The organism is Janibacter cremeus (genome assembly GCF_013409205.1).
Lineage (GTDB): Bacteria > Actinomycetota > Actinomycetes > Actinomycetales > Dermatophilaceae > Janibacter > Janibacter cremeus.
On sequence record NZ_JACCAE010000001.1, the window covers coordinates 1,857,814 to 1,882,354 of the forward strand.

Here is a 24,541-nt window from a genome sequence, read left to right on the forward strand (position 1 = left end):
TGTGTCGCGTTCTTCCCGGTGTCGTGCCGGGTTCATTGTCAGCGCCTTGGTCGGTGCCGGGATGCTTGCCTCCTGTGCGCAGGCCCCGTCGGGCGAAGGGGGTGGACCCACCCCCGCGTCGTCGGGCGCCTTCCCGGTCACGATCGACAACTGCGGTCAGGACGTGACCCTTGAGAAGGCACCCGAAGAGGCGATCACGCTCAACCAGGGCGCGACCGAGGTGGCCCTGGCGCTGGGACTCGAGGACCGGTTGGCCGGAACCGCCTACCTCGACGACCAGGTGGCGCAGCAGTGGCGTGGGGCCTACGACTCGGTTCCGGTGCTCGCCAAGGAGTACCCCTCGCAGGAGACCTTCCTCGAGGCGGAGCCCGACCTCGCCTACGCCTCCTACGCCTCGGCCTTCGACGCCAAGAGCGTCGGGACCCGCGACGAGCTCGCCGCGCAGAAGATCCCCACCTACCTCTCGCCGTTCGGCTGCCCGGACGAGAAGGACCAGCCCGAGGCGTCCTTCGAGTCCGCGTGGACGGAGATCGAGGACGTCGCCACGATCTTCGGCGTGAAGGACCGGGGAGCGCAGGTCGTGCAGGAGCAGGAGCAGGCTCTCGACGACGTCCGGGCGACCTCGACCGGTGAGGGCATCGACGTCCTCTGGTACGACTCCAACACCAAGACCCCCTTCGTCGGTGGCGGCGGTGGTGGGCCGCAGCTGGTCCTGGACGCCGTCGGTGCCACCAACATCTTCGCGGACCTTGCGGACAGCAGCTGGGAGGAGGTGAGTTGGGAGCAGGTCGTCGCCGCCGACCCCGAGGTCATCGTCCTCGCCGATGCCGCGTGGTCCACCGCCGAGGAGAAGATCGAGTACCTGGAGAACGATCCGGTGCTCTCCGAGTTGGGCGCGGTGCAGCAGACGCGTTACGTCACGGTGCCGTTCGCCGCGAGCACCCCGGGTGTGCGATTGGTCGAGGGCGCGCAGACCGTGTCCGAGCAGTTGGCCCAGTTCGAGGAGCTGGGCAAGTGATGGGGCGCGGCGTGGCGCGAAGGGGGACGTCCCGCGCCTGGTCGCGGCCCGCCCAGCGGTGCGGCGCTTTCGTCGGCAGTGCCATCGTCGTGGGGCTGCTTGCGTCCTGCGCGGGGGCGCCGGAGCCCGACCCGAGCGCCTCGGACGGAGCCTCGCGGGACGGCTTCCCGGTCACGATCGACAACTGTGGTCGGCAGGTGACGCTCGAGGAGCCGCCTGGGCGTGCGGTGATGATGAACCATGCGGCGACCGAGATGGTCCTCGCGCTGGACCTGGCTGATCGGGTCGCGGGTACCTCTTCCCGCCAGCCAGTGCCCGAGCGGTGGAAAGAGGCCTACGACTCGATCGAGGTCCTCGCCGAGGAGTACCCGTCGCAGGAGGTCTTCCTGTCGGCCGAACCGGACTTCGCCATCGCCACCGAGCACTCGGCCTTCACGTCCAAGGATGTCGGCACCCGCGACGAGCTGGCCGACCAGGGCATCCCGACCTACAGATCGTCGTTCCAGTGCTCGAAGGAAGAGGACAGGGCGAAGAGCTCCTTCCCGGCCGCATGGGCCGAGATCACTGACATCGGGCGTCTGTTCGGTGTCCCGGAGAGAGCCGAACGCCTGGTCGAGCGGCAGCGGCAGACGATGGATCGACTGCAGGACCTCTCGCCCGGCGAGGGCATCTCGGTTTTCTGGTACGACATGCACACGAAGTCCCCCATCGTGGGCGCCGGTGGGGGCGGCCCGCAGGTGATCCTCGGGGCAACCGGCGCGAGGAACATCTTCGGTCACATCAACGATGACTTCGAGGTCGTGAGCTGGGAGAAGGTGGTCGCCGCCGACCCCGACGTGATCGTGCTCGCGGACTGGTCCAGCTCCAGCGCGCAGGAGAAGATCGAGTTCCTCGAGAGCGACCCGGCGTTGTCGCAGCTGACCGCGGTGAAGAACAGACGCTATGTCACGGTCCCGTCGCAGATGACCCTCTCCCGTGTCCGGTTGGTGGAGGGTGCGCAGACCGTGGCCGAGGGGTTGGCGGAGTACGACGAGCTGGGCACGCGATGAGGTCCCAGTCTCTCTCCGCGGTGATGACGCTCGCGGCGGTCCTGACGCTCGTGGCGGCCATGGTGCACGCCCTGACCGCCGGTCCGGTGGCCATCCCGGCCCAGGATGCGCTGGCGACGGTGGCCCGTCGCATGCACATCGGGGACTTCGACGTCACGGTTCTCACCGACCAGATCGTGTGGCAGCTGCGGCTGCCCCGGGTGCTCGGGGCGGCTGCGGTCGGAGCCGCACTGGCGATCTCGGGTGCGGTGCTCCAGTCACTCACCCGCAACGACCTCGCCGATCCCTACCTGCTCGGGATCTCCGGCGGAGGTGGGGTCGGCGCGGTCGCGGTCATCGTGCTCGGGTTCCCCGTTGCCGGCATCCTCGGCACGGCGGCGCTGGCGATCGGCGCCTTCGTGGGAGCCCTCGGGGCGCTGGCACTCGTGCTGGCCCTCTCGGCCACCCGCGAAGGGGACCTGCCACCGGCTCGCACCGTGCTGGCAGGTGTCGCCGTGGGCCTGGCGTGCTCGTCGGCCGTCTCCTTCATGGTGACCGTGCTCGGCGACCGGAACACCGCCAACCAGGTCCTGCACTGGACCCTCGGGTCGGTGGCCGGCGTGCGCTGGTCCTCCGCCGTCTTCCTCGTGGTCGTCGCAGTCCTCGCCACGGTGGTGCTCATCGGTTTCGCCAGGACCTTGGACGCCTTCGCCTTCGGGGAGAACACCGCCCGCACTCTCGGGATCCACGTGGAGCGGGTCCGGTGGACGCTGCTGGGACTGACGGCGCTGGTGACCGCCTGCGCGGTCGCGTACGCGGGTCTCATCGGGTTCGTCGGGCTGGTCGTGCCGCATGTGGTCCGTTTGCTGATCGGGCCGGCCCACGGCGTGCTCCTGCCGCTGTCAGCGATCCTCGGCGCCACCGCGCTCGTGGGGGCGGACACGCTCTCACGCACCCTCGTGGAGAGCCAGGAGGTCCCGCTGGGCGTGGTGACCGGACTCGTCGGTGCACCGGTGTTCGCACTGCTGCTGCACCGGGAGAGGAGAAGGCTCGGATGAGCTGCATCACCAGCGCCGGCGTCGCCTGGGCGGCTCACGGCGTCTCGTGGACGGTCGACGACACGACCGTGCTGGACGGGGTGACGCTGTCGGGCGAGCCCGGCCGCGTGACGGCCCTCCTGGGGCCCAACGGGTCCGGCAAGACGACCTTCCTCTCCCTCCTCTCCGGGGTGCGCAAACCGTCGACGGGGCGCATCGAGGTGGGTGACCCGCCGCGCCCCCTTCGCCGGATGAGGCCCCGGACCCGGGCACGCACCCTGGCCCTGGTCGAGCAGCACGCGGACACCGGTCTGCAGCTGACCGTGCGCCAGGTCGTCGAGCTCGGGCGCATCCCCCACCGCAGGCGGGACGCCACGCACGAGGACCACTCCGTCGTGAGTGAGGCCATGCAGCTCGCCGAGGTCTCCCATCTGGTCGACCGCTCGTGGGCGACGTTGTCGGGGGGTGAGCGCCAGCGGGTGCAGCTGGCGCGGGCGCTGGCGCAGCAGCCGTCGCTGCTTCTGCTGGACGAGCCGACCAACCATCTCGACCTGCACCACCAGATCGACTTCCTCACCCGGATCCGCTCCCTCGGGGTGACCACGATCGCGGCCCTGCACGATCTCGAGCTGGCCGCTGCCTTCTGCGACGACGCCGCCGTCCTGGAGGGTGGCCGCCTCGTCAGATCAGGCACGGTTGATGAGGTGCTCACCCCCGAGCTCGTCGCCGACGTGTACCGCGTCGACGCAGACGTCGAGCGGCATCCGCGGGTCGCAAGGCCCCACGTGCGGTGGGCGGGCCTCATCGAGGAGGGCGCCCGATGAGCGCCGCCGCACGAGACGAAGGGGGGACGTCCTCCCCCTTCGTCCTCGTCGGTATGTCGCCGCGAGAGGCTGCTGACCGCTGTGATCTCGACCGGTTGGCCGCGGCCACGGGGGCGAGCGTCGCATTCCTGCAGATGGCTGATCCATCGCTGGCCGCCGCGCTGACCCGGCTGGCTGACAACGGTGCCGAGGACGTCCGTCTGGTCGCCGCGCGGCTGGGGTCCACGGGCCCTGCCAACTCCTGGCTGAGGCGCATCGCCGGCCACTGGGTGCGTGGACGCCGTGCCGCGTCCCTGCCCCTGCCAACCGTCCACGTGGCAACCACGATGCTGCGCCGGGACCCCACCGTCGAGGGCGTCATGACTGCGCTGCGAGAGACTCGGCGGATCACCGGTGACGAGGCCGGGCTGACGTCCGCGGCCTGGGACGAGGTCCCGGGCCATCGGCATCACGTCCTGGTCTGCCGGGGCCCGCGGTGTACTGCGGCGGGATCCGAGGGAACTCTCGGGGCGATCACTGCTGGGCTGCGCGCGGACGGCCACGCAGATGACCGGGCGCTCGTCACGGTCACCGGATGCCTCTTCCCGTGCAATCACGCACCGGTGGTGGTGGTTCAGCCCGATGACGTCTGGTACTCGGCGGTGGACCCCGATGGTGCCGGGAGCATCATCGAGCAGCACCTCCTGCGCGGTACGCCGGTCGCCGAACATCGCCTGGTACGGCCGCCAGAACTCGGTCGTGTGCCGGGGGCGGATTGACATAGCCTTGTCGGTCGTGAGTGGTGCAGCGATCGAGGCCGAGGGCCTGACCAAGAACTACGGGCAGGTCCGGGCCCTGAAGGGCATCGACCTCGCCGTCCCCGCCGGAAGCGTGCTCGGCGTGCTCGGGCCCAACGGTGCCGGCAAGACGACGGCGGTGCGCATCCTCTCCACCCTCATCAAGCCGGACTCGGGCCGAGCGAACGTCGCCGGCATCGACGTCGTCGCCAACCCGCTCGCCGTCCGCTCGCAGATCGGGGTCGCCGGGCAGTACGCCGCGGTCGACGAGTACCTCTCCGGCCGGGAGAACCTCGAGATGATCGGTCGGCTCTACCACCTCGGTGGCCGGGCGGCGCGGGGCCGGGCCGACGAGCTGCTCGCCGACTTCCGACTCGAGGACGCCGCGGACCGGCCGGCGAAGACCTACTCCGGTGGCATGCGCCGCCGCCTCGACCTCGCCGGTGCGCTCGTCACAAGACCACCGGTGGTCTTCCTGGACGAGCCGACGACCGGCTTGGACCCGCGCTCGCGCGGCGACATGTGGGAGGTCATCCGCGAGCTCGTCGGTAGTGGTGCGACCGTGCTGCTGACGACGCAGTACCTGGAGGAGGCCGACTTCCTCGCCGACGACATCGTCGTCATCGACCAGGGCGAGATCATTGCGCAGGGGAGCGCCGACCAGCTCAAGGCGAAGGTCGGTGGTGAGCGACTGACGGTCACCGTGGCCGACGCTGACCGCATCGGCGACGCCATCACCGTCCTGACGCCGGTGGGGATCGCAGACGCTGACGTCGACGAGCACACACGAACGATCACCATCCCCATCGACACCGGGACGAACGCGCTCGTCGACGCCGTGGGGCGGCTGGGTCGCGAGGGGATCACCGTTCAGGACATCGGTATCCGCCGTCCCACCCTCGACGACGCCTTCCTCTCCCTGACCGGTCACCGCGCCGAGGACGAGGGCGCCACCCAGGAGGAGAGCGCATGAACCACCTCGCCAGCGACTCCTGGACGATCGTCCGGCGCAACCTGATCAAGATCAAGCGGGTCCCCGACCTGCTCGTCTTCACCACGCTGCAGCCGATCATGTTCGTGCTGCTCTTCGGCTTCGTCTTCGGCTCGCTCGCGATGGGCAATGCAGACGGCTATCGCGAGTTCATGATGGCCGGCATCTTTGCCCAGACCGTCGTCTTCGGCGGCACGTACACCGGCTTCGGGATGGCCGAGGACATGCAGAAGGGGGTCATCGACCGCTTTCGTACGCTGCCGATGCACCCCGGTGCGGTCCTCATCGGTCGCACCCTGTCGGATGTGGTCAACAACGTCATCTCCCTCATCGTCATGGCCGTGACCGGACTGGCCATCGGGTGGCGAGTGCACGAGGGCATCGTCCCGGTGACGCTCGCATTCCTGCTCCTGCTGCTCTTCGCCTACGCGATCAGCTGGATCATGGCGTGGGTCGGGTTGAAGGTGCGCAGCCCGGAGATCGTCGGCAACGCCTCCTTCCTCGTCATCTTCCCGCTGACGTTCATCGCCAACACCTTCGTCCCCGCAGAGAACCTGCCTGCGGTGCTGCGGACCTTCGCCGGCTGGAATCCCGTCTCGACACTGGCGCACGCCGCCCGCGAGAACTTCGGCAACCTCGACTCCCTCGCCGGTCAGGGGATGACCGGGCAGGCGGCCCGTGAGGCCGCCGAGTACACCTGGGCTCTGCAGCACGCGGAGATCTACACGCTCGCCTGGGTGCTCCTCATCCTCGCGATCTTCGTGCCACTGTCGATCAGGACCTACCAGCGCACCGTCCTGCGCTGACCCGCCTCTCCAGGAGGAGCGATCACATGGAGCACTACTTCGAGCGCGCCGGTGCGCACTCCTACCGCGCGACCCGGCACACCACCGGAGCCTGGCGCACGAGTGAGCAGCACATCGCACCCGCTCTCGGCCTGCTGGTGCACGCGGTCGAGTGCGACCGTGAGGAGCGTGCCGGGGACAAGGTCATCGGGCGCCTCTCCTTCGACATCCTGGGCACGGTCGCGGTCGAGGAGGTCGAGACCTCCGTGCGCGTCATCCGGCCGGGGCGCACGATCGAGCTCGTCGAGGCGACGCTCGCGCACGCCGGCCGTCCCGCGGTCACGCTCCGTGCCTGGTTGATGCAGGCGGGCGAGACCGGTGAGTTGGCCGGTGACCACCACGCGCCCATGCCCTCGGTGGAGCAGACGCCGGTGTGGGACATGAGCACGGTGTGGCCGGGTGGGTTCATCGCCTCGGCCGAGGTGCGCCGCGCTCAGGACGCGCCGGGTCGGGCCCGGGCCTGGGTGCGCTCGGACGTGGCGCTCGTCGACGACGATGACGTGAGCCCGCTCGCCCATGCGGCACGACTCCTCGACATCGCCAACGGGATCGCCGTCCGGGTCAGCCCGCAGGAGGTCGCCTTCCCCAACCTCGACCTGACGGCGCACCTGTTCCGTCAGCCGCGGGGGGAGTGGCTCGGCTTCGACACGAGCGTCTCCTTCGGGCCCGGCGGGACCGGGGTGACGAGTACCGTCCTGCACGACGAGTCGGGTGCCGTCGGGACGATGGACCAGATCCTCACGGTGCGGCCCTGATCCGAGGCAGGATGGGGGCATGGATGACATCGAGGCCTTTTGGGAGCGTGCGCAGCAGCATGCTCAGCTGGCGACCCTGAGCTCGTACATGGGCGAGAGCGTCTTGGCGACACTGCGACCCCCGGCCTGGGCCTTCGGAGCCACGCCCGAGCAGGCCGATGAGCTGCTCGGCCTGGTGCTCGATGGATCGAAGACCGCGACGGCGTCGGCCCTGTGGGACTACGAGGCCGAGGGGGAGGACCTGCCCGTGGCGGGCACCCTGGGCATCGTCGTCGACAGCTCCGGGACGCCGCGCGCCCTCGTCGTCACCACGGACGTGCGCACCGTCCCCTTCGACGAGGTCGACGAGGACCATGCCCACGCCGAGGGGGAGGGGGACCGGACTCTGGCGTACTGGCGGCGCGTTCACGAGGAGTTCTTCACCGAGCACGCGGGCCACGACAAGGGTTTCGCGTCGGACATGCCGGTCGTGCTCGAGCGCTTCCGTGTCCTGCACGCCGAGTCCTCCGACGCCGACTGATACCCCACGCCCCCACTGCCCCGACGTGTCCACGGGCACGTCGAGTCATGGCGAGGGGTCGGAATCCGCAGTGTTCTGCGACCCCTCGCCATGACTCGGCGACAGGGGTTGGTCAGACGCGGTGGCGCAGGCCGGTGGCGCGCTGGGTGCGACGGGTGATCGCGGCGCGGATCGCCTCCTGCGAGCCGACGAGGAGGACTGACTTCTGCGCGCGGGTGATCGCGGTGTAGAGCAACTCGCGAGTCAGGAGTCGTGAGTCCGCGTCGGGCAGGAGCACGGTCACCGAGGTCGCCTGGCTGCCCTGGCTCTTGTGGATCGTCATCGCGTGAGCGGTGTCGACGTCCGCGAGGGACGTCGCGGCGTGCACCTGCGGCGCCCCGGGTTCGCCGAAGACCCCGACAACGCGGCCGTCCCGGCGCAGTGACATCACCCCGGCGTCGCCGTTGAAGAGCCCGAGGCCGCGGTCGTTCGCGGTCACGAGCAGCGGCCGCCCGACCTGCTGCCGGCCGTGGTAGTCGGTCGCCTCGCCGAGCCAGCGCTCGACCCGGTCGTTCCACGGGCCGACGCCCCAGGGGCCGTCGCGGTGGGCGCAGAGCAGCCGGTGCTCCCCGAGCTCGTGCAGGGCCGCCGCGTACTCCCCGTCGAGGGCGAGCCGACGCAACCGCAGGGCGTGCTCCAGCAGCCGTGGTCGCAGCGCCTCGTCGGCCTCGAGGACGTGGTCGACGTGGATGTGCTGCACCGGACCACCCGGTGTGGCCGAGGCGAGGGTCGACAGAGCCCTGTCGGCATCGCCGACCCGTACGGCTTCGGCCAGGGCTCCGATCTCCGCGCCGAACCGGTGCGACGTCTCCAGTCGCGCGACCGGGCTGCTGCCCCTCTTCGGGGCTTCCTTCGAGGGTGCTTCGTCGTACCACCCACTCGTAGCGTGGGACCCAAGGGCATCGCCCTCGCCGTCCCTCGGGGAACCGCCCTCGCCGTAGCCGGCGACGAGGTCGGCGAGCACCGCACCGGCCTCGACGGAGGCCAGCTGGTCGGGGTCGCCGACGAGCAGGAGACGGGTGTTGGGGCGTAGTGCCTCGAGGAGTCGGGCGGTGAGTGTCAGCGAGAGCATCGACGCCTCGTCGACGACGACGATGTCGTGCGGTAGGGGGTTGCCGCGCCCGCGGCGGAAGCGGTTGCCGCTGTCCGGGCGCCACCCGAGCAGGCGGTGGACGGTCACGGCCTCGATATCCGTGCCCAGACGCTCCCGGTCCTGGGGGGAGAGCCTTGCGAGGGACTCGATGACCGACTCCCGCAGGCGGGCGGCGGCCTTGCCGGTCGGTGCGGCCAGCGCGATACGTGGGCGGCGGCCGGTGGCCTCCGCCTGCTCGAGCAGCAGCGTCAGGAGGCCGGCGACGGTCGAGGTCTTGCCGGTTCCGGGGCCGCCCGCGAGCACGGTGGTCAGGCGGGTGACGGCGGTGCGCACGGCATCGCTCTGCTCGGTCCAGCTCGCACCGGGGAAGACCCGCTGCAGCCCGGCCGCGAGCTTCGCCTCGTCGACGGCCGGCGCGGGGGTGGCGGCGCGTCGGGCGAGGTCCTCGGCGACCTGCACCTCCTCGCGGTGGTAGCGGTCGAGGTAGACCAGGCCGTGCTCGACCCGCAGCACCCCGGCGGCCGTGAGTGCGCTGTCGGCCACGCGTTGCAGCCACTCATCGGCAGGCGGCAGGTCAGTCCAGGCATCTTTGGTGGCCACGTCACCGGTGGAGTTGCCTGCGGGCGAAGCTCCGCTCGCGAGAACATCAACCGAAAGGTCGTCCTCCTCGCCGGTCGCGGTCTCGGTGAGCAGCTCGTGAGCGTGCTCGGGCTCCAGGCACGTCGATCCTTCGCGGGCGGCGCGCACGACGAGTGCGAGCGTCACGCGCACGAGCGGGTCGTGCTCGTCGACGAGCTGCGCCAACCGGGTGGCGACGTGCACGTCGGCGGCCTCGATGATGCCAGCGGCGTTCAGGTCCGCGAGGTCGCCGGTCGCGCCGAGGGCCAGGCGACGGTCGTACCGGTCCTGCTCGACCGTGGTCATCGTGCCTCCTGGGTCCCGTGCTCGCGAGGTGCGTCGGTCGTCGCGGGGCGGCGCCCGTCGAGCAGGTCGGAGAGGGCCTCGACCAGGGCAATCGGCGGCTGCCAGGAGAAGACGCCCGTGGGGTGGCCGTCGACGATGGGCGTCTGGGTCCCGGCCATGCCGCGCAGGTACAGGTAGAGCACCCCGCCGAAGTGCTCCTGCGGGTCGTACCCGGGCTGGCGCCAGCGCAGGAAACGGTGCAGGACCACGCCGTAGAGGATCGCCTGGAGCGGGTAGGACGAGTGGTTCATCGCCTCGCGCAGGGCGTCCGGCTCGTAGTGTCCGGTCGTCAGCGGAGTGTCCGCGGGGCCGAGCCAGTTGCTCTTGTAGTCGACGACGAGGTGGCGTCCGCCCACGCGCAGGACGATGTCGACGGAGCCGGTGAGGTACCCGCGCAGGGCCTGGCCCCCGAGCAGCGGGTCCTCCAGCACGTCCGCGAAGGGCAGCACCGGGTCTCCCTCGGGCAGGTGCTCGCGCATGAGCGTCGCGAGATCACCGAGCAGTGCCTGGTCGACGGCGTCGCCCGCGTCGTCGCCACCTCCGAGCGGTAGCTCGAAGTCCATCTCGCACAACCGGTCGCTGCTGCCGATGTCGCGCAGGGAGGTCCCCGGCGCGAGCGGACCGAGCGGGGTGTCGATGACCTCGACGAGCGCCTCGGCGAGGGTGTCACGGTCGAGGTCGGGCACGGGCCAGTGGACGACCTGCTCCTCGACGTGCGCCCGCAGCTGCGTGAGCAGGTCGGGCGCGGACACGTCCGCCTCTTCCAGCACCGCGTGCACGAGGGAGCCGAAGCCGGCCCCGACGGGCAACTCGGCCATGGGCGAGGGGAGGTGCCCCCCTTCGTCATCGTCGGGGGCGTCCCCACGGACGGCAGCGAGCGGGACATCGCCCTGCAATTCACCCGGGCGGAGCATCGGAGCCGTTCCGTCGCGCCCCCGGGCGCCGCCCTCGTCGTCCTGGCGCTCGGTGACCTCCGGCTCGCTGACGACGAGCTCCTCCGCGGGGCGGGGCGCCTCGTCCAGCGGGCGGGTGAGCGCCGTGTACGAGGTGCGACGCCACTGGGTGTCGACGCTGCGGGTGAAGGAGCGCACGGACAGGTCCGTCACCGGCGCGGCCGCCTCGATGGTCATGGGAGCCGCCTCGTCGACGAGCTCGACACGCAGCGCCCCCCGGCGCTCCCACTCCTCGAGCCGGTCCATCAGGGTCTCGTCGCCGGGGACGGGGTGGCTGGCGGGAACCTCGCCCTGGCCCTCGCGACGTCCGAGGAGCACGCGGTGCAGGGGGGAGGGGGCGGTGTTCTTCGCCGACGGGAACCACCACGTCACGACCTGGCTCTGCGCGCGCGTCATCGCGACGTACAGCAGCCGCAGCGACTCGCCGCTCTCCTCGTCGGCCGCCCGCGTGAGCCGGTCGGCGCGCCCCTCGTCGGAGCGGATCCCGATGTCGAGGCAGCGGGTGCGGTCCTCGCGGTGGAAGTGCAGCACGTCCGGTGTCGGCAGCCACCGGTCGGCGACGAAGGGCAGCATGACGATCGGGTACTGCAGCCCCTTGCTCGAGTGGATGGTCGCCAGGTGCACGGCGTCCGCGTCGCTGTCGAGTCGCCGGGCGCGCTCCTCCTTGCGGGTGGCGCCGATCCGCTCGCGCAGCCACGCGGTGAGCGAGGCAAGACCGTCACCCTCGGTGACGACGCGCTGGTGGAGCGTCTCGCCGACGTGGCGCAGGTCGGTCAGCAGACGCTCACCATCGGTCCGGGAGAGCACCCGCGCATCAAGACCGTCGGCGCTGGCCGCCGCGAGCACCGCGGCCACCCCACGCCGTGAGAGCAGCCCCGCCCACGTGCGCATCCGGTGGGCGACCTCCTCGGTGAGGTCGTGGCCACGCTCGTCCAAAGTGGCGGCGTTCGCCCCGACGAAGGGGGTCAGCGCCGCCGCGCGCACCCGCTCGGGTCGGTGGCTCAGCTCCATCGCCTCGAGCAGGGTCAGCCAGGCCGCGGCGGCGGGAGAGGCGTAGATGCTGTCGCTGGAGACGATGACCGAGCGCAGCCCGACCGCGGTGAGTGCCCGGCGCACGTGGTCGAGCTGGCTGCGGGTGTGCGCGAGGACGGCGACGTCCCCGGCACGCAGGGGACGAGCGTCGAAGGTCGTGCCCCGTGCCAGCAGCCGGGTGATCTCGGCGGCGCAGTCGTCCGCCACGAGCGGGCGCACCGCCGAGATGGCGACGGACTTCTCGCCGGGCGGCAGGATCCGCTCGGTCGTGATCGCCCGTAGCCGGACCGGGGCGAGCATCCCCTCGGGGGCGGTGCGCTCTCTCGTACCCAGGCGCGATCCCCCCTTCGCCGCGCTCACCGGGTGGACGACGATCTCGGGGTCGCCGAGCTGAGAGCCGCCCAGAAGCACCCCGAGGCTGCGCACGAGTGGCCCGTCGGAGCGGTGGTTGACTCCGAGGGTGTGCTTGGTCGTCGCCGTGGCGGAGGCGGTGAGGTAGGTGTCGACGTCACCGCCACGGAAGCCGTAGATCGCCTGCTTCGGGTCGCCGATGAGCACGAGCGTGCTGTGCCCGGTGAAGGCGCGGTCGAGCACCTGCCACTGCACCGGGTCCGTGTCCTGGAACTCGTCGACGAGCACGACCTTCCAGCGCTGGCGCATCCGCTCGCGGGCGGGCGAGTCCTCGGCCTCGAGGGCGCTCGCCAGGTGGGAGAGCAGGTCGTCGTAGCCGAGCACCCCGAGGCGGCGCTTGCGACGGTCCATCTCCGTGCGCACGAGGTGGGCGAAACCCAGCATCCGCGCATCGGCGGACCCGTCGTCGCGCGTGTGCGGGTCGAGGGTGGCGTGGGGGTTCTCCGTGACGGCACGCGCGATCTCGCCGGCACGTGCCCGGGTGAAGGCGGGCGTGCCCCCACCGGCGAAGCCGCGCACGTACAGGTCGTCGACGACCTCGTCGCGCAGGTCGGACAGGTCCTCGACGAGCCGGGAGTGCGGGTCGGAGTCACCGGCCACGCCGAGCCCGCGCAGCACGAGCTGGCAGAACTGGTGGGTCGTGGCGATCGTCGCCGCGTCGAAGTGGGTCAGCGCGTCCCGCAGTCGACGCTCCTTCAGGGCCACCTCGTCCGGGCTCCCGTCCCGCAGGAGGGCCACGACCGGGTCGTCGCTGGTGAGGTCGGGGTCGACGAGGTGCTGGTGGACGTGGCGCAGGTGCCCGCGCACCCGTTCGCGCATCTCGCGGGAGGCCGCGCGGCCGAAGGTGATGACGAGCATCTCCTCCAGCGGTGTGCCGTCGGCGATGTAGCGGGCGACCAGGGCGCCGATAGTCCACGTCTTGCCGGTGCCGGCGCTCGCCTCGAGCAGGACCGTGCCGGTCGGCAGGTCTGCGGTCACGTCGAAGGGGGTCAGTGTGCTCATGCGGTCCCCGTGATGTTGTCGATGGCCGGGCCCCACACCTTCGGGGCGAGGGCGGCCAGGTTCGTGCCCGACCCGGCGACGTCGTCGAGCAGGACGGCGAAGGGGGCCCGGTTCCCGTGGACGAGCTGCCACCACGAGTCGTCCTGCTCGCCGGGGATGACCCCGCCGTTGCGCATCCGGGTCGGCTCCCACTCACCCCGGGCCCTGGTGGTCGCGACCCGGGCGAGGGTGTGGTTGCGCTCGATGGCCTGGGCCCAGGCGTGCGCGGTCTTGACCGGCAGGGGCAGCGGCGCGGTGAGGCCGAGCGCGTAGAGGTCGATCAGCGCGGACAGGTGCGAGCGGGCTGCCTCGCGCGGCAGCGGTCCGCGGGTGGCGCGGGCGACCGACCCCCGAGACCCTTTGCCCAGGGCTGACGCCTGCCACGGCTCGTCGTCACCACCAGTGGCGGTGAGGGCGAGCAGGCGGATCCACGAGCCGATCTCCTGCTTGGGGCCGAGGCGGGAGTAGGTGACGTCGACGAGGTGCATCCCGCGGACGCCGTCGATGGTCCCGGTCAGCCGGCGGTTGCCGAGCAGGGCGACCTCGACGTCGACCGACCGGTTCGGGTCGGCGGGGCCGCTGGCCACCTGGGCCATGAGCTGCTCGACCTGTCGACCGATCTCCTCGAGGGTGATCGCGCCGAGCCCCGCCGGCGGAAGCTCCCCCCGCAGCAGCTCGGCCCGGTAGATCTCGCGCGCGTCGTCACCGGCGAGCCGGGCGCGCAGGGCGCGGTCGCCGATGGCCCACTTCTGCAGGCCGTCGAGGTCGATCGGCAGCCGGTCACTGACCTCCTCGGCCTCCCGGGAGACCCCGACGTGCAGTCGGTCGCGCAGGAATCCCCGCGCCGGGTTCTCGAAGAAGGTGATCAGGTCGGCCAGCGCGACGTCCTCGACGGACTGACCGGGCAACGGCTGCGTGAGGAGTCGCCCCGGCTCGGTGCGCTCACCGAGGCTCGCGCGGGCGGCAGCCAGCGCGGAGCGGTCGAAGGTGAAGGGCCGTGGTGGAGCGGTCGACCCGTCCGACGTCGCCGCACCAGCCCCGGCCAGCGCTCCGGGAGCGAGGTTGCGGGCGTCGAAGGGCTGCAGCGGGTGCGCGACCACCTCGACCGGCGCGCTCGTCGTCTCGCGAGCGGCATCGATGAGCTCCCCGAGCGGTACCGCCGGCGGGCAGTGCTCGCCGCTGCGCTCGTCGGAGCCGGTGTAGGTGATGACGAGGCGCTCGCGGGCGGCGAGGACGGCGTCGAGGAGGAGCTGCCGGTCCTCGCTGCGGGCGTCGCGCTCGCCGGTCAGCGGCACGCGGGCGAGGACGTCGTCGCCGTCGACGGTCTGCTGGCGCGGGAAGGCGTCGTCGTCCATGCCGAGCAGGCACACGACGCGGTGGGGCACCGAGCGCATCGGGGTCATCGTGCAGACGGTCAGCCCGCCGGTGCGGAAGCTCGCCCGGCTCGGGCGTCCGGCCAGCTGGTCGGCGAGCAGGACGCGCACGTCGGCCAGTCGCAGCGGCACGCTGTCGTCGGCGTGGCGGGCAGCGCGGGTGAGGGTGCGCTGCAGGTCCCCGACCTGCCAGCGCTCGCGAACCGGGACATCGGTGAGGGACAGCACGGCCTCGGTCAGCCCGCTCATCCACTCGCCGGCCGTGCGGGCAGCCTCGAGGGTGTCGAGGCCGGAGCCGATTCGCTCGAGCATCTCGGTGACGCGGCCCACCAGGTCGACGGAACCGCTGCCGACGTCGTCGAGCGGCATGACCTCGCCGACCTGGAGGGGCCCGTCGGCGGACACGGCGACCCCGAGCAGCAGTCGATCGAGACCGAACCGCCACGTCCCCTGGTGCTCCACCTCCATGCGAAAGGGGGCGCGGTGCTCCTGGTCGTAGCCCCACCGGATACCGGAGTCGCCGACCCAGCCGGTCAGCGTCTCGAGGTCATCGTCGCCGAGGGCGAAGCGGCGGCGCACCGGCTCGCTCGCGGCCAGATCGAGCACCTCGCTCGCGGTGAGGCGACCACCGGCGAGGGCGACGAGTCGGTCGGCCACGTCGAGCAGAGGGTTGGTCGCCCGCAGCGAGCGGTCGGCCAGGCGCACCCGCAGCCGGTGCGCGGGGTGGGTGTCGACACCCTCGGCGTCGGTGCCGTGGTCGCCGAGGCCGAAGGCCGCACCGATGAGGGGCGCGTAGGTCTCCACGTCCGGGCACATGACGAGCACGTCGCGCGGCTGAAGGCTCGGGTCGTCCTCGAGGAGACCGACGAGCACCTCACGCAGCACCTCGACCTGACGGGCGGGGCCGTGGCAGGCGTGGACCTGGATCGACCGGTCGGCATCGGGGACGGTGCGGGCGGCCTGCTCAGCGGCATCGGGGACATGGTCCTCGCGCAGGTCCGACTGCAACCAGCCCAGGACGGTCTGCGGGAAGGCCGGGGCCGCCGCCGGGGCGGTGGCATCCTCGGCCCGGTCACCGAGGACCCGCACGAGCTCGCGGGAGTCGCGGCCGAGCGAGGCGAGCATCGGGTGGTGGACCAGATCGCTCGTGCGGTCCTGCGATCGTGGCACGACCCCGGTCGCTCCGGCGTCGGCGAGTCGGTCCCACAGCACGGGCGAGGGCTGCGGCAGCCACAGGTGCACGTCACGGGAGAGCCCGAGCGCCTCGAGCAGCTCGACCTCGGTGACCGCGAGGCGCGTGTGCCCGAAGAGGGAGAGCCGTTCCGGAAGGAGCCGCAGATCCAGCCCGTCGCGGTCATCCGCGTCAGCCGTGGCGGTCCCCCCTTCGCCCAGGGCCTGCAACCGGGCCACCGTCTCGCGGTGGCGCACGTCCGGCGTGGGTGCGTCGATGCGGGCCCGGAGGCGTCGCCACAGCTCGGGCTGCCAGGCCAGGTCGTCGGCCAGGGGGGCGGTGCCGCCGGTGCTGTCGCGCCCCCGGCTCCAGTCGGTGAGCATCGTCGGACGGCTCTGGCCGTAACGGTGGAAGAGTCGCGCCAGACGCAGCGCGACGGAGTAGCGTCGACCCGCCCGCACCTCGAAGAGGTCCTCGTCGGCAGAACCGTGGCCGAGGTGCCGGCTCAGTGCCGCGCACCAGGGCTCGCCGATGGCGGCATCGATGACCTCCAGCAGCGGCCACACCAGGTGCTGCGGCAGCCACGGGTCGTCCTCGTCGCGGCCGGTGAGCATCGTGACCAGGGAACGCGGCCGCAGGAAGCGGATGCCGGCGCACACTCCGTCACCGCCCCGCTCGCCCGTGCCGAGGCGGTGCGAGAGGCGCTGCGCCAACCACCGCTCGATGCCCTGCTCGGGCACGACCACGACCTCCTGCGCGAAGGGGTCGGGCAGCGGGCTCGCCAGCAGCTCACCGAGGCCCTCGGCGAGGAGGTCGGTCCGCTGCGCGCGGTGGAGGTGAAGTGCCACGATCAGACCGTATCCGTGGCCGGGGACAGCGTGGGCCCGCACGTCCACAGCAGCCTTGCCGTCCGAGGTCGTCGGCAGCGACTGACAGGATCACCGCATGAGCGATCGTCGTCACCACCGCACCGAGCGACTGCGCCTGGATGCGCCGACCATCGACGACCTTGACGTGCTCCACGCGATCTACAGCGACCCCAGGGTCTGGACGCACTTCCCCATCCTGCGCCACACGAACTCGCAGCGGACCCGGTCCATGCTCGAGGGGTGGATCGACGAGTGGGACCGAGACGGCTTGGGGCAGTGGATCGTCCGGGCACGCGATGACGATGCCGTGCTCGGCAACGCGGGCTGCTCGCTGCGTCCGCACGGATGGTGGAACCTCGGGTACCGCTTCGCTGCCGAGGTCCATGGTCGGGGCCTGGCGACCGAGGCCGCTCGGGCGGGGCTGGAAGCGGCCGTCGTCGTCCGTCCGCAGGCGCCCGTCGTCGCCCATCTGCTCGAGCACAACGTGGCCTCGCGCCGCGTCGCCGAGAAGCTCGGCCTGACCCTCCAGCAGCAGGGCCACGACGTCGGCAACCCCGACCCCGACGCGGTGCGTCTGGTCTACGCCGACCGGGATCTGACCGAGGAGCAGAGGGCGACGACCCTCACGTGATTGTGCTACGAGGTGCTACGCTTGGTTCATGTCCACGATCAGCCAGCGCGAACTGCGCAACGACAACGCAGAGATCATGCGTGGGGTCGAGCACGGCGAGTCCTACACCGTGACTCGGCGCGGTGTCCCCGTCGCCCGGTTGACGCCGATCGCTGTTGGCGAGGACCTGCGGTGCCTGCGGCCGGCCACGAGGCGGTCGAAGTTCTCTGGGATCCGCCGAGTCGCCCTCGAGGAGCCCACGTCCGAGCTGCTGGATGACTTGCGGGGCGATCGATGAGTCGGTGGTACCTCGACACCTCGGCTGCACTGAAGTTGATGGTCGAGGAGTCGGAGTCGACCGCGCTCGCTGATCGACTCGACACCGAGGCCCCGGACCTTGTTGCCTGTTTGCTGCTGGAGACGGAGCTACGTCGCGCGGCCCAGCGAAGGGAGGTCCTGTCGCAGGAGCGTGTGTCCCAGTTCCTGGAGTGGGTCGGCTTGTTCGAGGTGCCGGCCTCGCTCTTCCGCGAGGCCGGCCTCGTGACGGGCGCCAACCTGCGGTCGCTCGACGCACTGCACCTTGCAGCAGCGGTGCGGATCGGCGTCGACGCCGTGGTCACCTATGACCAGCGCATGGCAGAGGCCTCCCGTGCCCTGGGCTTCGCCGTTGTGGCTCCTGGCTGATCGGTGTCGGTCAGGGAGACCGGGAAGATGACCGTAGGGACCCGAGTCCTGTCCCTCTCCTCCATGCCGATCGACCGCTGACCGCCGAGCAGACACAGGCCCTCGGGTGACGATTGCGACGGCTCAGCCGGCGAGCACCTCGGCATAGACCGAGGCGTCGACATTGCCCCCGCTGGCCACGACGACCACGGTCTGCCCGGCGAAGCGCTCCCGCTGCGCGAGGACCGCTGCCAGCGCCGCCGAGCCGCCGGGCTCGAGGACGAGCTTGAGTGTGCGGAAGGCCGCGCGCATCGCCACCCGGGCGTCGTCGTCGGTGACCGTCAGCGGCGTCACGGGGTGCCGGGACAGGGCCGCCAGGGTGTGCTGTCCGACCGTCGGCGAGCCGATCGCGTCGAGGAAGACCGGCACCGCCGGCACCGTCTCCACCCGGCCGGACGCCAGCGAGCGCGCCATCTTGGGGTACCCGTCCCGCTCCACGACGAAGGGGGTGACCGCCGGGTGCGTCGACCGCACCGCCTCGATCGTCCCCGACGCCAGCCCACCACCGCTGCAGGGCAGGACGATCGCGTCCGGGGAGTGCCCCCCTTCGCGCAGCTGGTCGATGACCTCCAGGCCGACGCTCCCCTGCCCGGACATGACGCGCACGTCGTCGTAGGGGTGCACGAGCGTCAGGCCGCGCTCGGCGACGAGGCCGTGCCCGACGTCCTCGCGGTCCTGCGTGCTCGGGTCGTAGAAGACGACCTCCCCACCCCACCAGCGCACCCCCTCGACCTTGATCCGCGGCGCGTCCTGCGGCATGACGATCGTGGCGCGGGCGCCGGTCATCTGCGCCGACGCCGCGACCGCCTGGCCGTGGTTACCGGTCGAGAACGCGAGTACCCCCGCGTCCCGCTCGGCGGCGGTGAGCGACAGCAGCGTGTCGAGCGCACCGCGGATCTTGAACGAGCCGGTCAGCTGGAGCGACTCCGCCTTGACGAGCACCTGTGCGCCGGTGAGCTCGTCGAGCATCGGGGAGGACAGGAGAGGGGTGACGCGGACTCTCCCGTGGAGCCGCTCCGCGGCCGTCCTGATCGTGTCGATGCCGAAGTCCATGTGGCCATCCTGCACCGTGGTCCCTTCGAGATGCTTGCTGAGCAAGCTCCTCAGGGACCGTGGGGTGGGGGTCAGTCGAGCGGCTGCGCGCCACGCCTGTCGAGCATCTGCGTCATCGTCTCCACCTCGGCGGTCTGGGAGGTGATGATCGAGCGCGCGAGGGTCTCCACGGCATCGTTCTGCGAGTAGTCCACGGCCACCTGCGCCATCGGCACGCCGGCCTTGTGGTGACGGATCATCAGCTGCAGGAAGAAGACCTCGGCCTCCTCGCCGGTCAGGGACTTCAACTTCTCCAGCTGCTCGGGTGAGGCCATGCCGGGCATCGTGCCGTCATCGGTCAGCTGGGCGTCCGGGTCGTCCTCGTGGTCGTGCCCCAGCCCCTGCATCCACTCCATCTGCGCGCCGGGCCCGGTCGGGCTCAGCCCCCACACGTCGAGCCAGCCGGCCATCTGCCCGGACTGGTTCTCCTGGGTGCGGGCGATGTCGTAGGAGAGCGAGCGCACGAGCTCGTCGTCGGTGCGCTCGCGCACTATCCACGACATCTGCACCGCCTGGTCGTGGTGGGTCTTCATGTCCCGGGCGAAGCCGGCGGCGACGCTGTCGTCGGCGGGCAGCTCATCCGAGCCGACCGTGCTCAGTGCGAGTCCGCCGACCAGCCCGAGGGCGAGCGCGACGACGACCGCGATGATGGCCCTGGGGCTCACTGGGACACGACTCCGGACGCGTCCACACCACCCGTGCAGGCCGCTCCCGGCTCAGGGGTCTGGGGCCCCTGGCGATACTCCTTGATGAAGCCCTGCAGTCGCGGGTCGTCCGCGGACTCCAGCGCCAGCTGGTGTCCCCAGGCGCTGGCGACGACCTTCGAGGGCATCTCGCCCTCGTAGGGGGAGAGGAGCGTGTAGGTGTCGGGGAGCGCCTGCTCGAGCTTCTCGACCTCGCTGTCCGGCAGCTCGGGGTCGTAGGTCACCCACACGGTGCCGTGCTCGAGGGAGTGGACGGCGTGCTGGTTCGGCACCGGCTCGTCGTAGACCCCGCAGTTGAGCCAGATCGGGTTGTGCTCGCCGCCAACGGGCGGCGACTCCTGGTAGTCGATCTCGCCCTGGACGTGGTTGCCGCCCTCGTAGTCGTACTCCTTGACCGCCGCGAGGTCGCCGGCGGCCTCGCGGTCGTCGGCCTCGCTGACGACCGCGTAGCCGACCATGGCGACGATCGCGACGATGATCACGGCGGTCACCCCGACGAGGAGGTAGGTCCGGCGGCGCTCCTTGGCCTGCTGGTCCCGGCGTGCCTGTGCCAGCCGGGCATCGCGGGCGGACGTCGGCTTCGACTTCTTGCTCATGGGTCCCTCGGGTCGGGGGGCGGTGGTAGTCGCGAGGAGTATTCCACTGCCAACTGAAGGTCCCCTGTGCAGCACTCCTCGTTACGCTGTCGTCATGCGCGCCGACACCACGACCGTCGTCTCCCCCCACGATGGTTCCCCTCTCTTCGTCAGGACCTGGCTCCCCGAGGGCGAGGCGAAGGGGTCCGTGCAGCTGGCCCACGGCATGGCCGAGCACTCCGGCCGCTACGAGCGGTTCGCGCAGGCGCTCACCGACGCCGGGTACGCGGTCTGGACCCACGACCACCGTGGTCACGGCGAGACGGCGAGCCGACCCGAGGACCGCGGTGTCTTCGCCGACGACCACGGCTGGGACGCCGCCGTCGAGGACATCCACGCCGTCGGCGAGGCCGCGCGGGCACAGCACCCGGGGTTGCCGTTCTTCTTCTTCGGGCACTCGATGGGCTCCTTCCTCGGCCGCGACCACATCACCCGCTACGGGCAGCACCTCGACGGCGCGGTCTTCAGCGGCACCGGCGGCGACCAGGGCTTGCTCGGCAAGGTGGGGCAGACCGTCGCCGCTCTCGAGTCCCGGGTGCGCGGTCGACGAGCCACCTCGCCGTTGATGAACACGCTGACCTTCGGGCAGTTCAACCTCGGTTTCCGTCCGACGACGACGCAGTTCGACTGGCTCTCCCGGGACGCCGACGAGGTGGCGAAGTACATCGCCGACCCGCGCTGCGGCGAGGTCTTCACGGCTGGTTTCTTCGCGGACATGCTCGGCGGCGTCAACAGCCTGCCGAAGAAGGCGTACCTCGTGCCCGTCGACCTGCCGGTGTACTTCGTCTCCGGCGACCGCGATCCGGTGGGCGGCAAGGGTGGCCAGGGCGTGCGCGAGGTCGCCGACGCCTTCCTCGCGGCGGGAGTGCGTGACGTGACGGTGTCGCTCTACCCCGGGGCACGACACGAGATCCTCAACGAGACCAACCGTGACGAGGTCACCGCCGACGTCATCCGATGGTTCGACGACCACCTGCCCGCGTGAGTGACCTCGAGGCTCCTTCGTCGCACCTCGATCAGCGGGATCACGGACGAGCGAGCGTGACCCGGTACCGCCTCGGTGGTGTCCTCCTGCTGCTCGCCGGTCTGTACTTCGTCGGGGAGGCGTGGGCGGCCACCGGCTGGGAGGGGCGCCCCTACCGATGGACGATCGACGCGATCAGCGAGCTCGGCGTCCCCGAGACGCGGTACGCGGGGGGCGACGCCTTCGCCTCGACCAGGCACGCGGTGATGAACGTGACCTTCGTCGCCACGGGAGTGAGGGTCCTCCTCGCCGGGCTGGTCCTCGCCCCCTTCGTCCCCCGGCGCGCACGCCGCACGGTGCTCGCTCTCGCCGTCGCCTACGGCCTGGGCACGGTCGTCGTCGGGCTCTTCCCGACCGGGATGCCGTCGACGCGGGCGGACGTGCACGGCGTCGGGGCCGTCCTGACCATCCTGGGCGGGAGCCTGCTCCTGCTGGCGCTCGCCGTGTCGCTGTCGGGCACCTACCGGCGGCTGGCACTGGTCACGGCGGCCCTGGGTCTGCTCTCCCTGGCCGGCAGCGCCTGCGGGATGCTGGGGATCGGTGGCTTCGGCCTCGTGGAGCGGATCGCCGTCTACTCGGTCCTGGTGTGGCAGGTCCTCGCCGGCATCGCCGTCCTGCTGGGCCGACCACGCGCGGACCCGCCCGGCTGATCAGTCGCTCGTGGACAGCGGCAGCGAGGTGCTCGCCCCGAGCCCCTGCTCGGCTGCCGTGGTGCGTACCGCGTCGATGAAGAGGTCGATCGAGCGGCGCGGCGCCGAGGACGCCCGGTGGGCGACCGAGATCGTGCGCATCACCGGCTTGTCCAGGGCGACGATGTCCACTCCCTCCGGCCGGATGGCCAGCGCGAGGTCCGAGACGAGGGTGACCCCGAGACCGGCGGCCGCCAGGGCCAGTGCCGTCGGCTGCTCCTCGACGGTGTGCGCGATCCGGGGCTCGAAGCCCTGCTTGTGGCAGGCGATGCGCACAGCCCGGCCGAAGTGCGAGCGCGGGCCGGACAGGATCCAGGGATGCTCCGCCAGCTGGAGCAGGGAGACCGTGTCGCCGAGCACCGTGCCCGCTGCCACGGCCGCGTGCAGCCGCTCCACGGCAACGACGGTCCGGGTCAGGCTCGGGTCCCAGTCCATCTCGTGGTCCGAGTAGTCGATGACGAAGGCGGCATCGAACTTCCCCTCGAGCACCGCGGCGGCACTCTGCTCGGGGACCAGCTCGGTGGTGTGCACCTCGATCCCCGGGTGGTTGGCCGCCAGCGTCGTCAGGGCCCGGGGCAGCAGGCCGGCGGCCACCGAGGCCCACACACCCACGGTCAGGCGGGCGGTCACCCCCTCCTGCGCCGACTCCAGAGCCGCGGTCGCCCGCTCGACCGCGCCGAGGATCTCCTCGGCGTGCTCGAGGAGCACCAGCCCCAGGTCGGTCAGCTGGACCCGTCTGCCGAAGCGCTCGACGAGCGTGACGCCCACCTCCCGCTCGAGCTGGGCGAGCTGCTGCGAGACCCCCGACGGGCTGTAGTGGAGAGCTGCCGCCGCAGCGGTGACCGTGCCGCGACGATGAAGTTCGCGCAGCATCTGCAACCGACGCAAGGACAGCTCCATTGACCCAATGTAGAGCCACTTCCCCATGTTTAAGGGGAAGTGCACATGATCGTGCAGGTTCACGCGCTGGACGCCCCGCTGTGACCGGGCCCACGCTGGGAGGACAGGAACCTGCAGAAAGAGGTGGTTGACGTGACGATCATGCACAGTCCGGGATGGGACTCGACGAACCAGGCCGAGCCGCAGGTCCTGCGCGTTCCTGATCATGCCGTCGACGCGAGCGTCGACGCCGTCCCCGGGCGCGACCTCCTCGACGGGGCCCCGGCCCACGAGGTGACGTGGGTCGACCCGGTCACGGGCGCCCACGGATTCCTCGTCGTGCACACCCTCGTCGGTGGTCTGGCCACGGGCGGGACCCGGATGCGTCCCGGGTGCACGATCACCGAGGTCGGTGACCTCGCCCGTGGGATGGCAACCAAGACGTCCGTCTTCGGCCTGCCCGTCGGCGGAGCGAAGGGGGGCATCGACTTCGATCCCCGCGACCCCGAGGCGGTGGGTGTGCTGGAGCGCTTCTGCGCGGCCATGCTGCCGTGGCTGGACAGCCACTGGGTCACCGCGGAGGACCTCGGCGTGGCACAGTCCCGTATCGACGAGGTCTTCGCCAACCTCGGCCTCGGGCAGTCGTACCACGCGGCGATCGAGCGCTCGGCCTACCCGAGCCGGGCGATGCAGCGCGTGCGCGCCGGCCTCGATGCCCTCACCGACGACGGCCTGCAGCTGGGCGAGATCATCGGTGGCTACGGCGTCGCCGAGGCCTGCCTCGGAGCCGCCGACTCCCTCGGCTGGGCGCAGGAGGAGACGACGGTCTCGATCCAGGGCGTCGGCACGATGGGTGGTGGCGCGGCCTGGTACCTGCACGAGGCAGGTGTGAAGGTCGTGGCTATCGCGGACGCCGCCGGCACCCTGTCCGACCCGGCTGGCCTGGACATCCCGCTGCTGCTCGACCTGCGTGACGAGTACGGCGAGATCGACCGCGGCCGGGTGCCCGCGAGTGTCGAGCAGCTGCCGCGCGAGGCGATCCTCTCGGCCCGGGCCGACATCTTCGTCCCCGCCGCCATCTCCTACGCGATCCGCGAGGAGAACGCCTCCGAGATCACGGCCCAGGTCGTCGTCGAGGCGGCCAACTCGGCCACGACGCCGGAGGCCGAGGAGATGCTCACCGTCCGTGGAATCCCGGTGATCCCGGACTTCGTCGCCAACGCCGGCGCCGCAGCATGGGCCTGGTGGCTCCTGCAGGGCCAGGTCGGCGACGACCCGCAGGACTCCTTCACCCGCCTGAAGTCGGAGATGCGCAGCAAGGTCGCCGTCCTGCTCGGTGAGTGGAAGGGCATGGGCATCGCCCCCCGGGAGACAGGTCGGGTCCTCGCTGCGACCAACCACGAGCAGCTCGTCGGAGCGGAGATCACCGTTCCCTGAGACCGGGCT

The 24,541-nt window shown here is 71.4% G+C and carries 22 protein-coding genes; 15 read left to right on the top strand and 7 right to left on the bottom strand.

Annotated elements, in window-relative coordinates:
* Positions 1-61 precede the first annotated feature (61 nt).
* The 9 genes from BJY20_RS08840 to BJY20_RS08880 are packed head-to-tail and all read left to right on the top strand — an operon-like array spanning position 62 to position 7,794.
* Positions 62-1,018, top strand: a complete 957-nt coding sequence (locus BJY20_RS08840) for an ABC transporter substrate-binding protein (RefSeq protein WP_246297138.1) — start codon at positions 62-64, stop codon at positions 1,016-1,018.
* Entirely contained in the window at positions 1,018-2,067 is a 1,050-nt protein-coding gene (locus tag BJY20_RS08845; protein WP_185991193.1) for an ABC transporter substrate-binding protein, read from the top strand. The genes BJY20_RS08840 and BJY20_RS08845 overlap by 1 nt, the downstream gene beginning before the upstream one ends.
* Complete coding sequence (locus BJY20_RS08850) at positions 2,064-3,104, top strand: FecCD family ABC transporter permease (protein WP_185991194.1); 1,041 nt, start codon at positions 2,064-2,066, stop codon at positions 3,102-3,104. The genes BJY20_RS08845 and BJY20_RS08850 overlap by 4 nt, the downstream gene beginning before the upstream one ends.
* Positions 3,101-3,907, top strand: a complete 807-nt coding sequence (locus BJY20_RS08855; protein WP_185991195.1) for an ABC transporter ATP-binding protein — start codon at positions 3,101-3,103, stop codon at positions 3,905-3,907. Before BJY20_RS08850 ends, BJY20_RS08855 begins: the two co-directional genes overlap by 4 nt.
* Positions 3,904-4,665: a (2Fe-2S) ferredoxin domain-containing protein gene (locus BJY20_RS08860; protein WP_221935287.1), complete on the top strand. Its 762-nt coding sequence runs from the start codon at positions 3,904-3,906 to the stop codon at positions 4,663-4,665. Before BJY20_RS08855 ends, BJY20_RS08860 begins: the two co-directional genes overlap by 4 nt.
* 16 nt (positions 4,666-4,681) lie before the next feature.
* Positions 4,682-5,656, top strand: a complete 975-nt coding sequence (locus BJY20_RS08865) for an ATP-binding cassette domain-containing protein (protein ID WP_343062828.1) — start codon at positions 4,682-4,684, stop codon at positions 5,654-5,656.
* The gene (locus BJY20_RS08870; protein WP_185991197.1) at positions 5,653-6,480 is read left to right on the top strand and encodes an ABC transporter permease; all 828 of its coding nucleotides are present in this window, start codon (positions 5,653-5,655) and stop codon (positions 6,478-6,480) included. Before BJY20_RS08865 ends, BJY20_RS08870 begins: the two co-directional genes overlap by 4 nt.
* Positions 6,481-6,506: 26 nt before the next feature.
* Entirely contained in the window at positions 6,507-7,274 is a 768-nt protein-coding gene (locus BJY20_RS08875) for a thioesterase family protein (protein ID WP_185991198.1), read from the top strand.
* Positions 7,275-7,293: 19 nt separating this feature from the next.
* Positions 7,294-7,794 carry an ASCH domain-containing protein gene (locus BJY20_RS08880; RefSeq protein WP_185991199.1) on the top strand — a complete coding sequence of 167 codons (501 nt, stop codon included), beginning with the start codon at positions 7,294-7,296 and terminating at the stop codon, positions 7,792-7,794.
* A gap of 112 nt (positions 7,795-7,906) precedes the next feature.
* On the opposite strand, the gene recD is transcribed toward BJY20_RS08880, so the two are convergent.
* From recD to recC, 3 genes are read right to left on the bottom strand one after another with little or no spacing between them, the layout of a single operon-like run.
* Entirely contained in the window at positions 7,907-9,850 is a 1,944-nt protein-coding gene (recD, locus tag BJY20_RS08885) for an exodeoxyribonuclease V subunit alpha (RefSeq protein ID WP_185991200.1), read from the bottom strand.
* Positions 9,847-13,287 carry a UvrD-helicase domain-containing protein gene (locus BJY20_RS08890; RefSeq protein WP_185991201.1) on the bottom strand — a complete coding sequence of 1,147 codons (3,441 nt, stop codon included), beginning with the start codon at positions 13,285-13,287 and terminating at the stop codon, positions 9,847-9,849. The genes recD and BJY20_RS08890 overlap by 4 nt, the downstream gene beginning before the upstream one ends.
* Entirely contained in the window at positions 13,284-16,718 is a 3,435-nt protein-coding gene (gene recC / locus BJY20_RS08895; RefSeq protein ID WP_185991202.1) for an exodeoxyribonuclease V subunit gamma, read from the bottom strand. Before recC ends, BJY20_RS08890 begins: the two co-directional genes overlap by 4 nt.
* 97 nt (positions 16,719-16,815) lie before the next feature.
* On the opposite strand from recC, the gene BJY20_RS08900 reads away from it, so the two are divergent.
* The 3 genes from BJY20_RS08900 to BJY20_RS08910 are packed head-to-tail and all read left to right on the top strand — an operon-like array spanning position 16,816 to position 18,033.
* Positions 16,816-17,370: a GNAT family N-acetyltransferase gene (locus tag BJY20_RS08900; protein ID WP_185991203.1), complete on the top strand. Its 555-nt coding sequence runs from the start codon at positions 16,816-16,818 to the stop codon at positions 17,368-17,370.
* Between the two features lie 28 nt (positions 17,371-17,398).
* On the top strand, positions 17,399-17,647 hold the full coding sequence (locus tag BJY20_RS08905) for a type II toxin-antitoxin system Phd/YefM family antitoxin (RefSeq protein WP_185991204.1): 249 nt from the start codon (positions 17,399-17,401) through the stop codon (positions 17,645-17,647).
* Positions 17,644-18,033 carry a type II toxin-antitoxin system VapC family toxin gene (locus tag BJY20_RS08910; RefSeq protein ID WP_185991205.1) on the top strand — a complete coding sequence of 130 codons (390 nt, stop codon included), beginning with the start codon at positions 17,644-17,646 and terminating at the stop codon, positions 18,031-18,033. Before BJY20_RS08905 ends, BJY20_RS08910 begins: the two co-directional genes overlap by 4 nt.
* A 123-nt stretch (positions 18,034-18,156) precedes the next feature.
* On the opposite strand, the gene BJY20_RS08915 is transcribed toward BJY20_RS08910, so the two are convergent.
* The 3 genes from BJY20_RS08915 to BJY20_RS08925 all read right to left on the bottom strand — a co-directional run bounded on the left by BJY20_RS08915 (position 18,157) and on the right by BJY20_RS08925 (position 20,464).
* Positions 18,157-19,125, bottom strand: a complete 969-nt coding sequence (locus BJY20_RS08915) for a threonine ammonia-lyase (protein ID WP_185991206.1) — start codon at positions 19,123-19,125, stop codon at positions 18,157-18,159.
* 71 nt (positions 19,126-19,196) lie between these two features.
* Positions 19,197-19,829 carry a DUF305 domain-containing protein gene (locus BJY20_RS08920; RefSeq protein WP_185991207.1) on the bottom strand — a complete coding sequence of 211 codons (633 nt, stop codon included), beginning with the start codon at positions 19,827-19,829 and terminating at the stop codon, positions 19,197-19,199.
* The gene (locus BJY20_RS08925) at positions 19,826-20,464 is read right to left on the bottom strand and encodes a thioredoxin-like domain-containing protein (RefSeq protein ID WP_185991208.1); all 639 of its coding nucleotides are present in this window, start codon (positions 20,462-20,464) and stop codon (positions 19,826-19,828) included. Before BJY20_RS08925 ends, BJY20_RS08920 begins: the two co-directional genes overlap by 4 nt.
* 94 nt (positions 20,465-20,558) lie before the next feature.
* Here BJY20_RS08925 and BJY20_RS08930 point away from each other — a divergent pair, with 94 nt between their 5' ends.
* Together BJY20_RS08930 and BJY20_RS08935 are read left to right on the top strand one after the other, a co-directional pair.
* The gene (locus tag BJY20_RS08930) at positions 20,559-21,488 is read left to right on the top strand and encodes an alpha/beta hydrolase (protein WP_185991209.1); all 930 of its coding nucleotides are present in this window, start codon (positions 20,559-20,561) and stop codon (positions 21,486-21,488) included.
* A 56-nt stretch (positions 21,489-21,544) separates the two neighbouring features.
* Positions 21,545-22,177, top strand: a complete 633-nt coding sequence (locus tag BJY20_RS08935; protein WP_185991210.1) for a DUF998 domain-containing protein — start codon at positions 21,545-21,547, stop codon at positions 22,175-22,177.
* Here BJY20_RS08935 and BJY20_RS08940 read toward each other — a convergent pair whose 3' ends face one another.
* Positions 22,178-23,116: a LysR family transcriptional regulator gene (locus BJY20_RS08940; RefSeq protein ID WP_185991211.1), complete on the bottom strand. Its 939-nt coding sequence runs from the start codon at positions 23,114-23,116 to the stop codon at positions 22,178-22,180.
* Positions 23,117-23,257: 141 nt separating this feature from the next.
* Here BJY20_RS08940 and BJY20_RS08945 point away from each other — a divergent pair, with 141 nt between their 5' ends.
* On the top strand, positions 23,258-24,532 hold the full coding sequence (locus tag BJY20_RS08945; protein ID WP_185992536.1) for a Glu/Leu/Phe/Val dehydrogenase dimerization domain-containing protein: 1,275 nt from the start codon (positions 23,258-23,260) through the stop codon (positions 24,530-24,532).
* Positions 24,533-24,541: the final 9 nt, after the last annotated feature.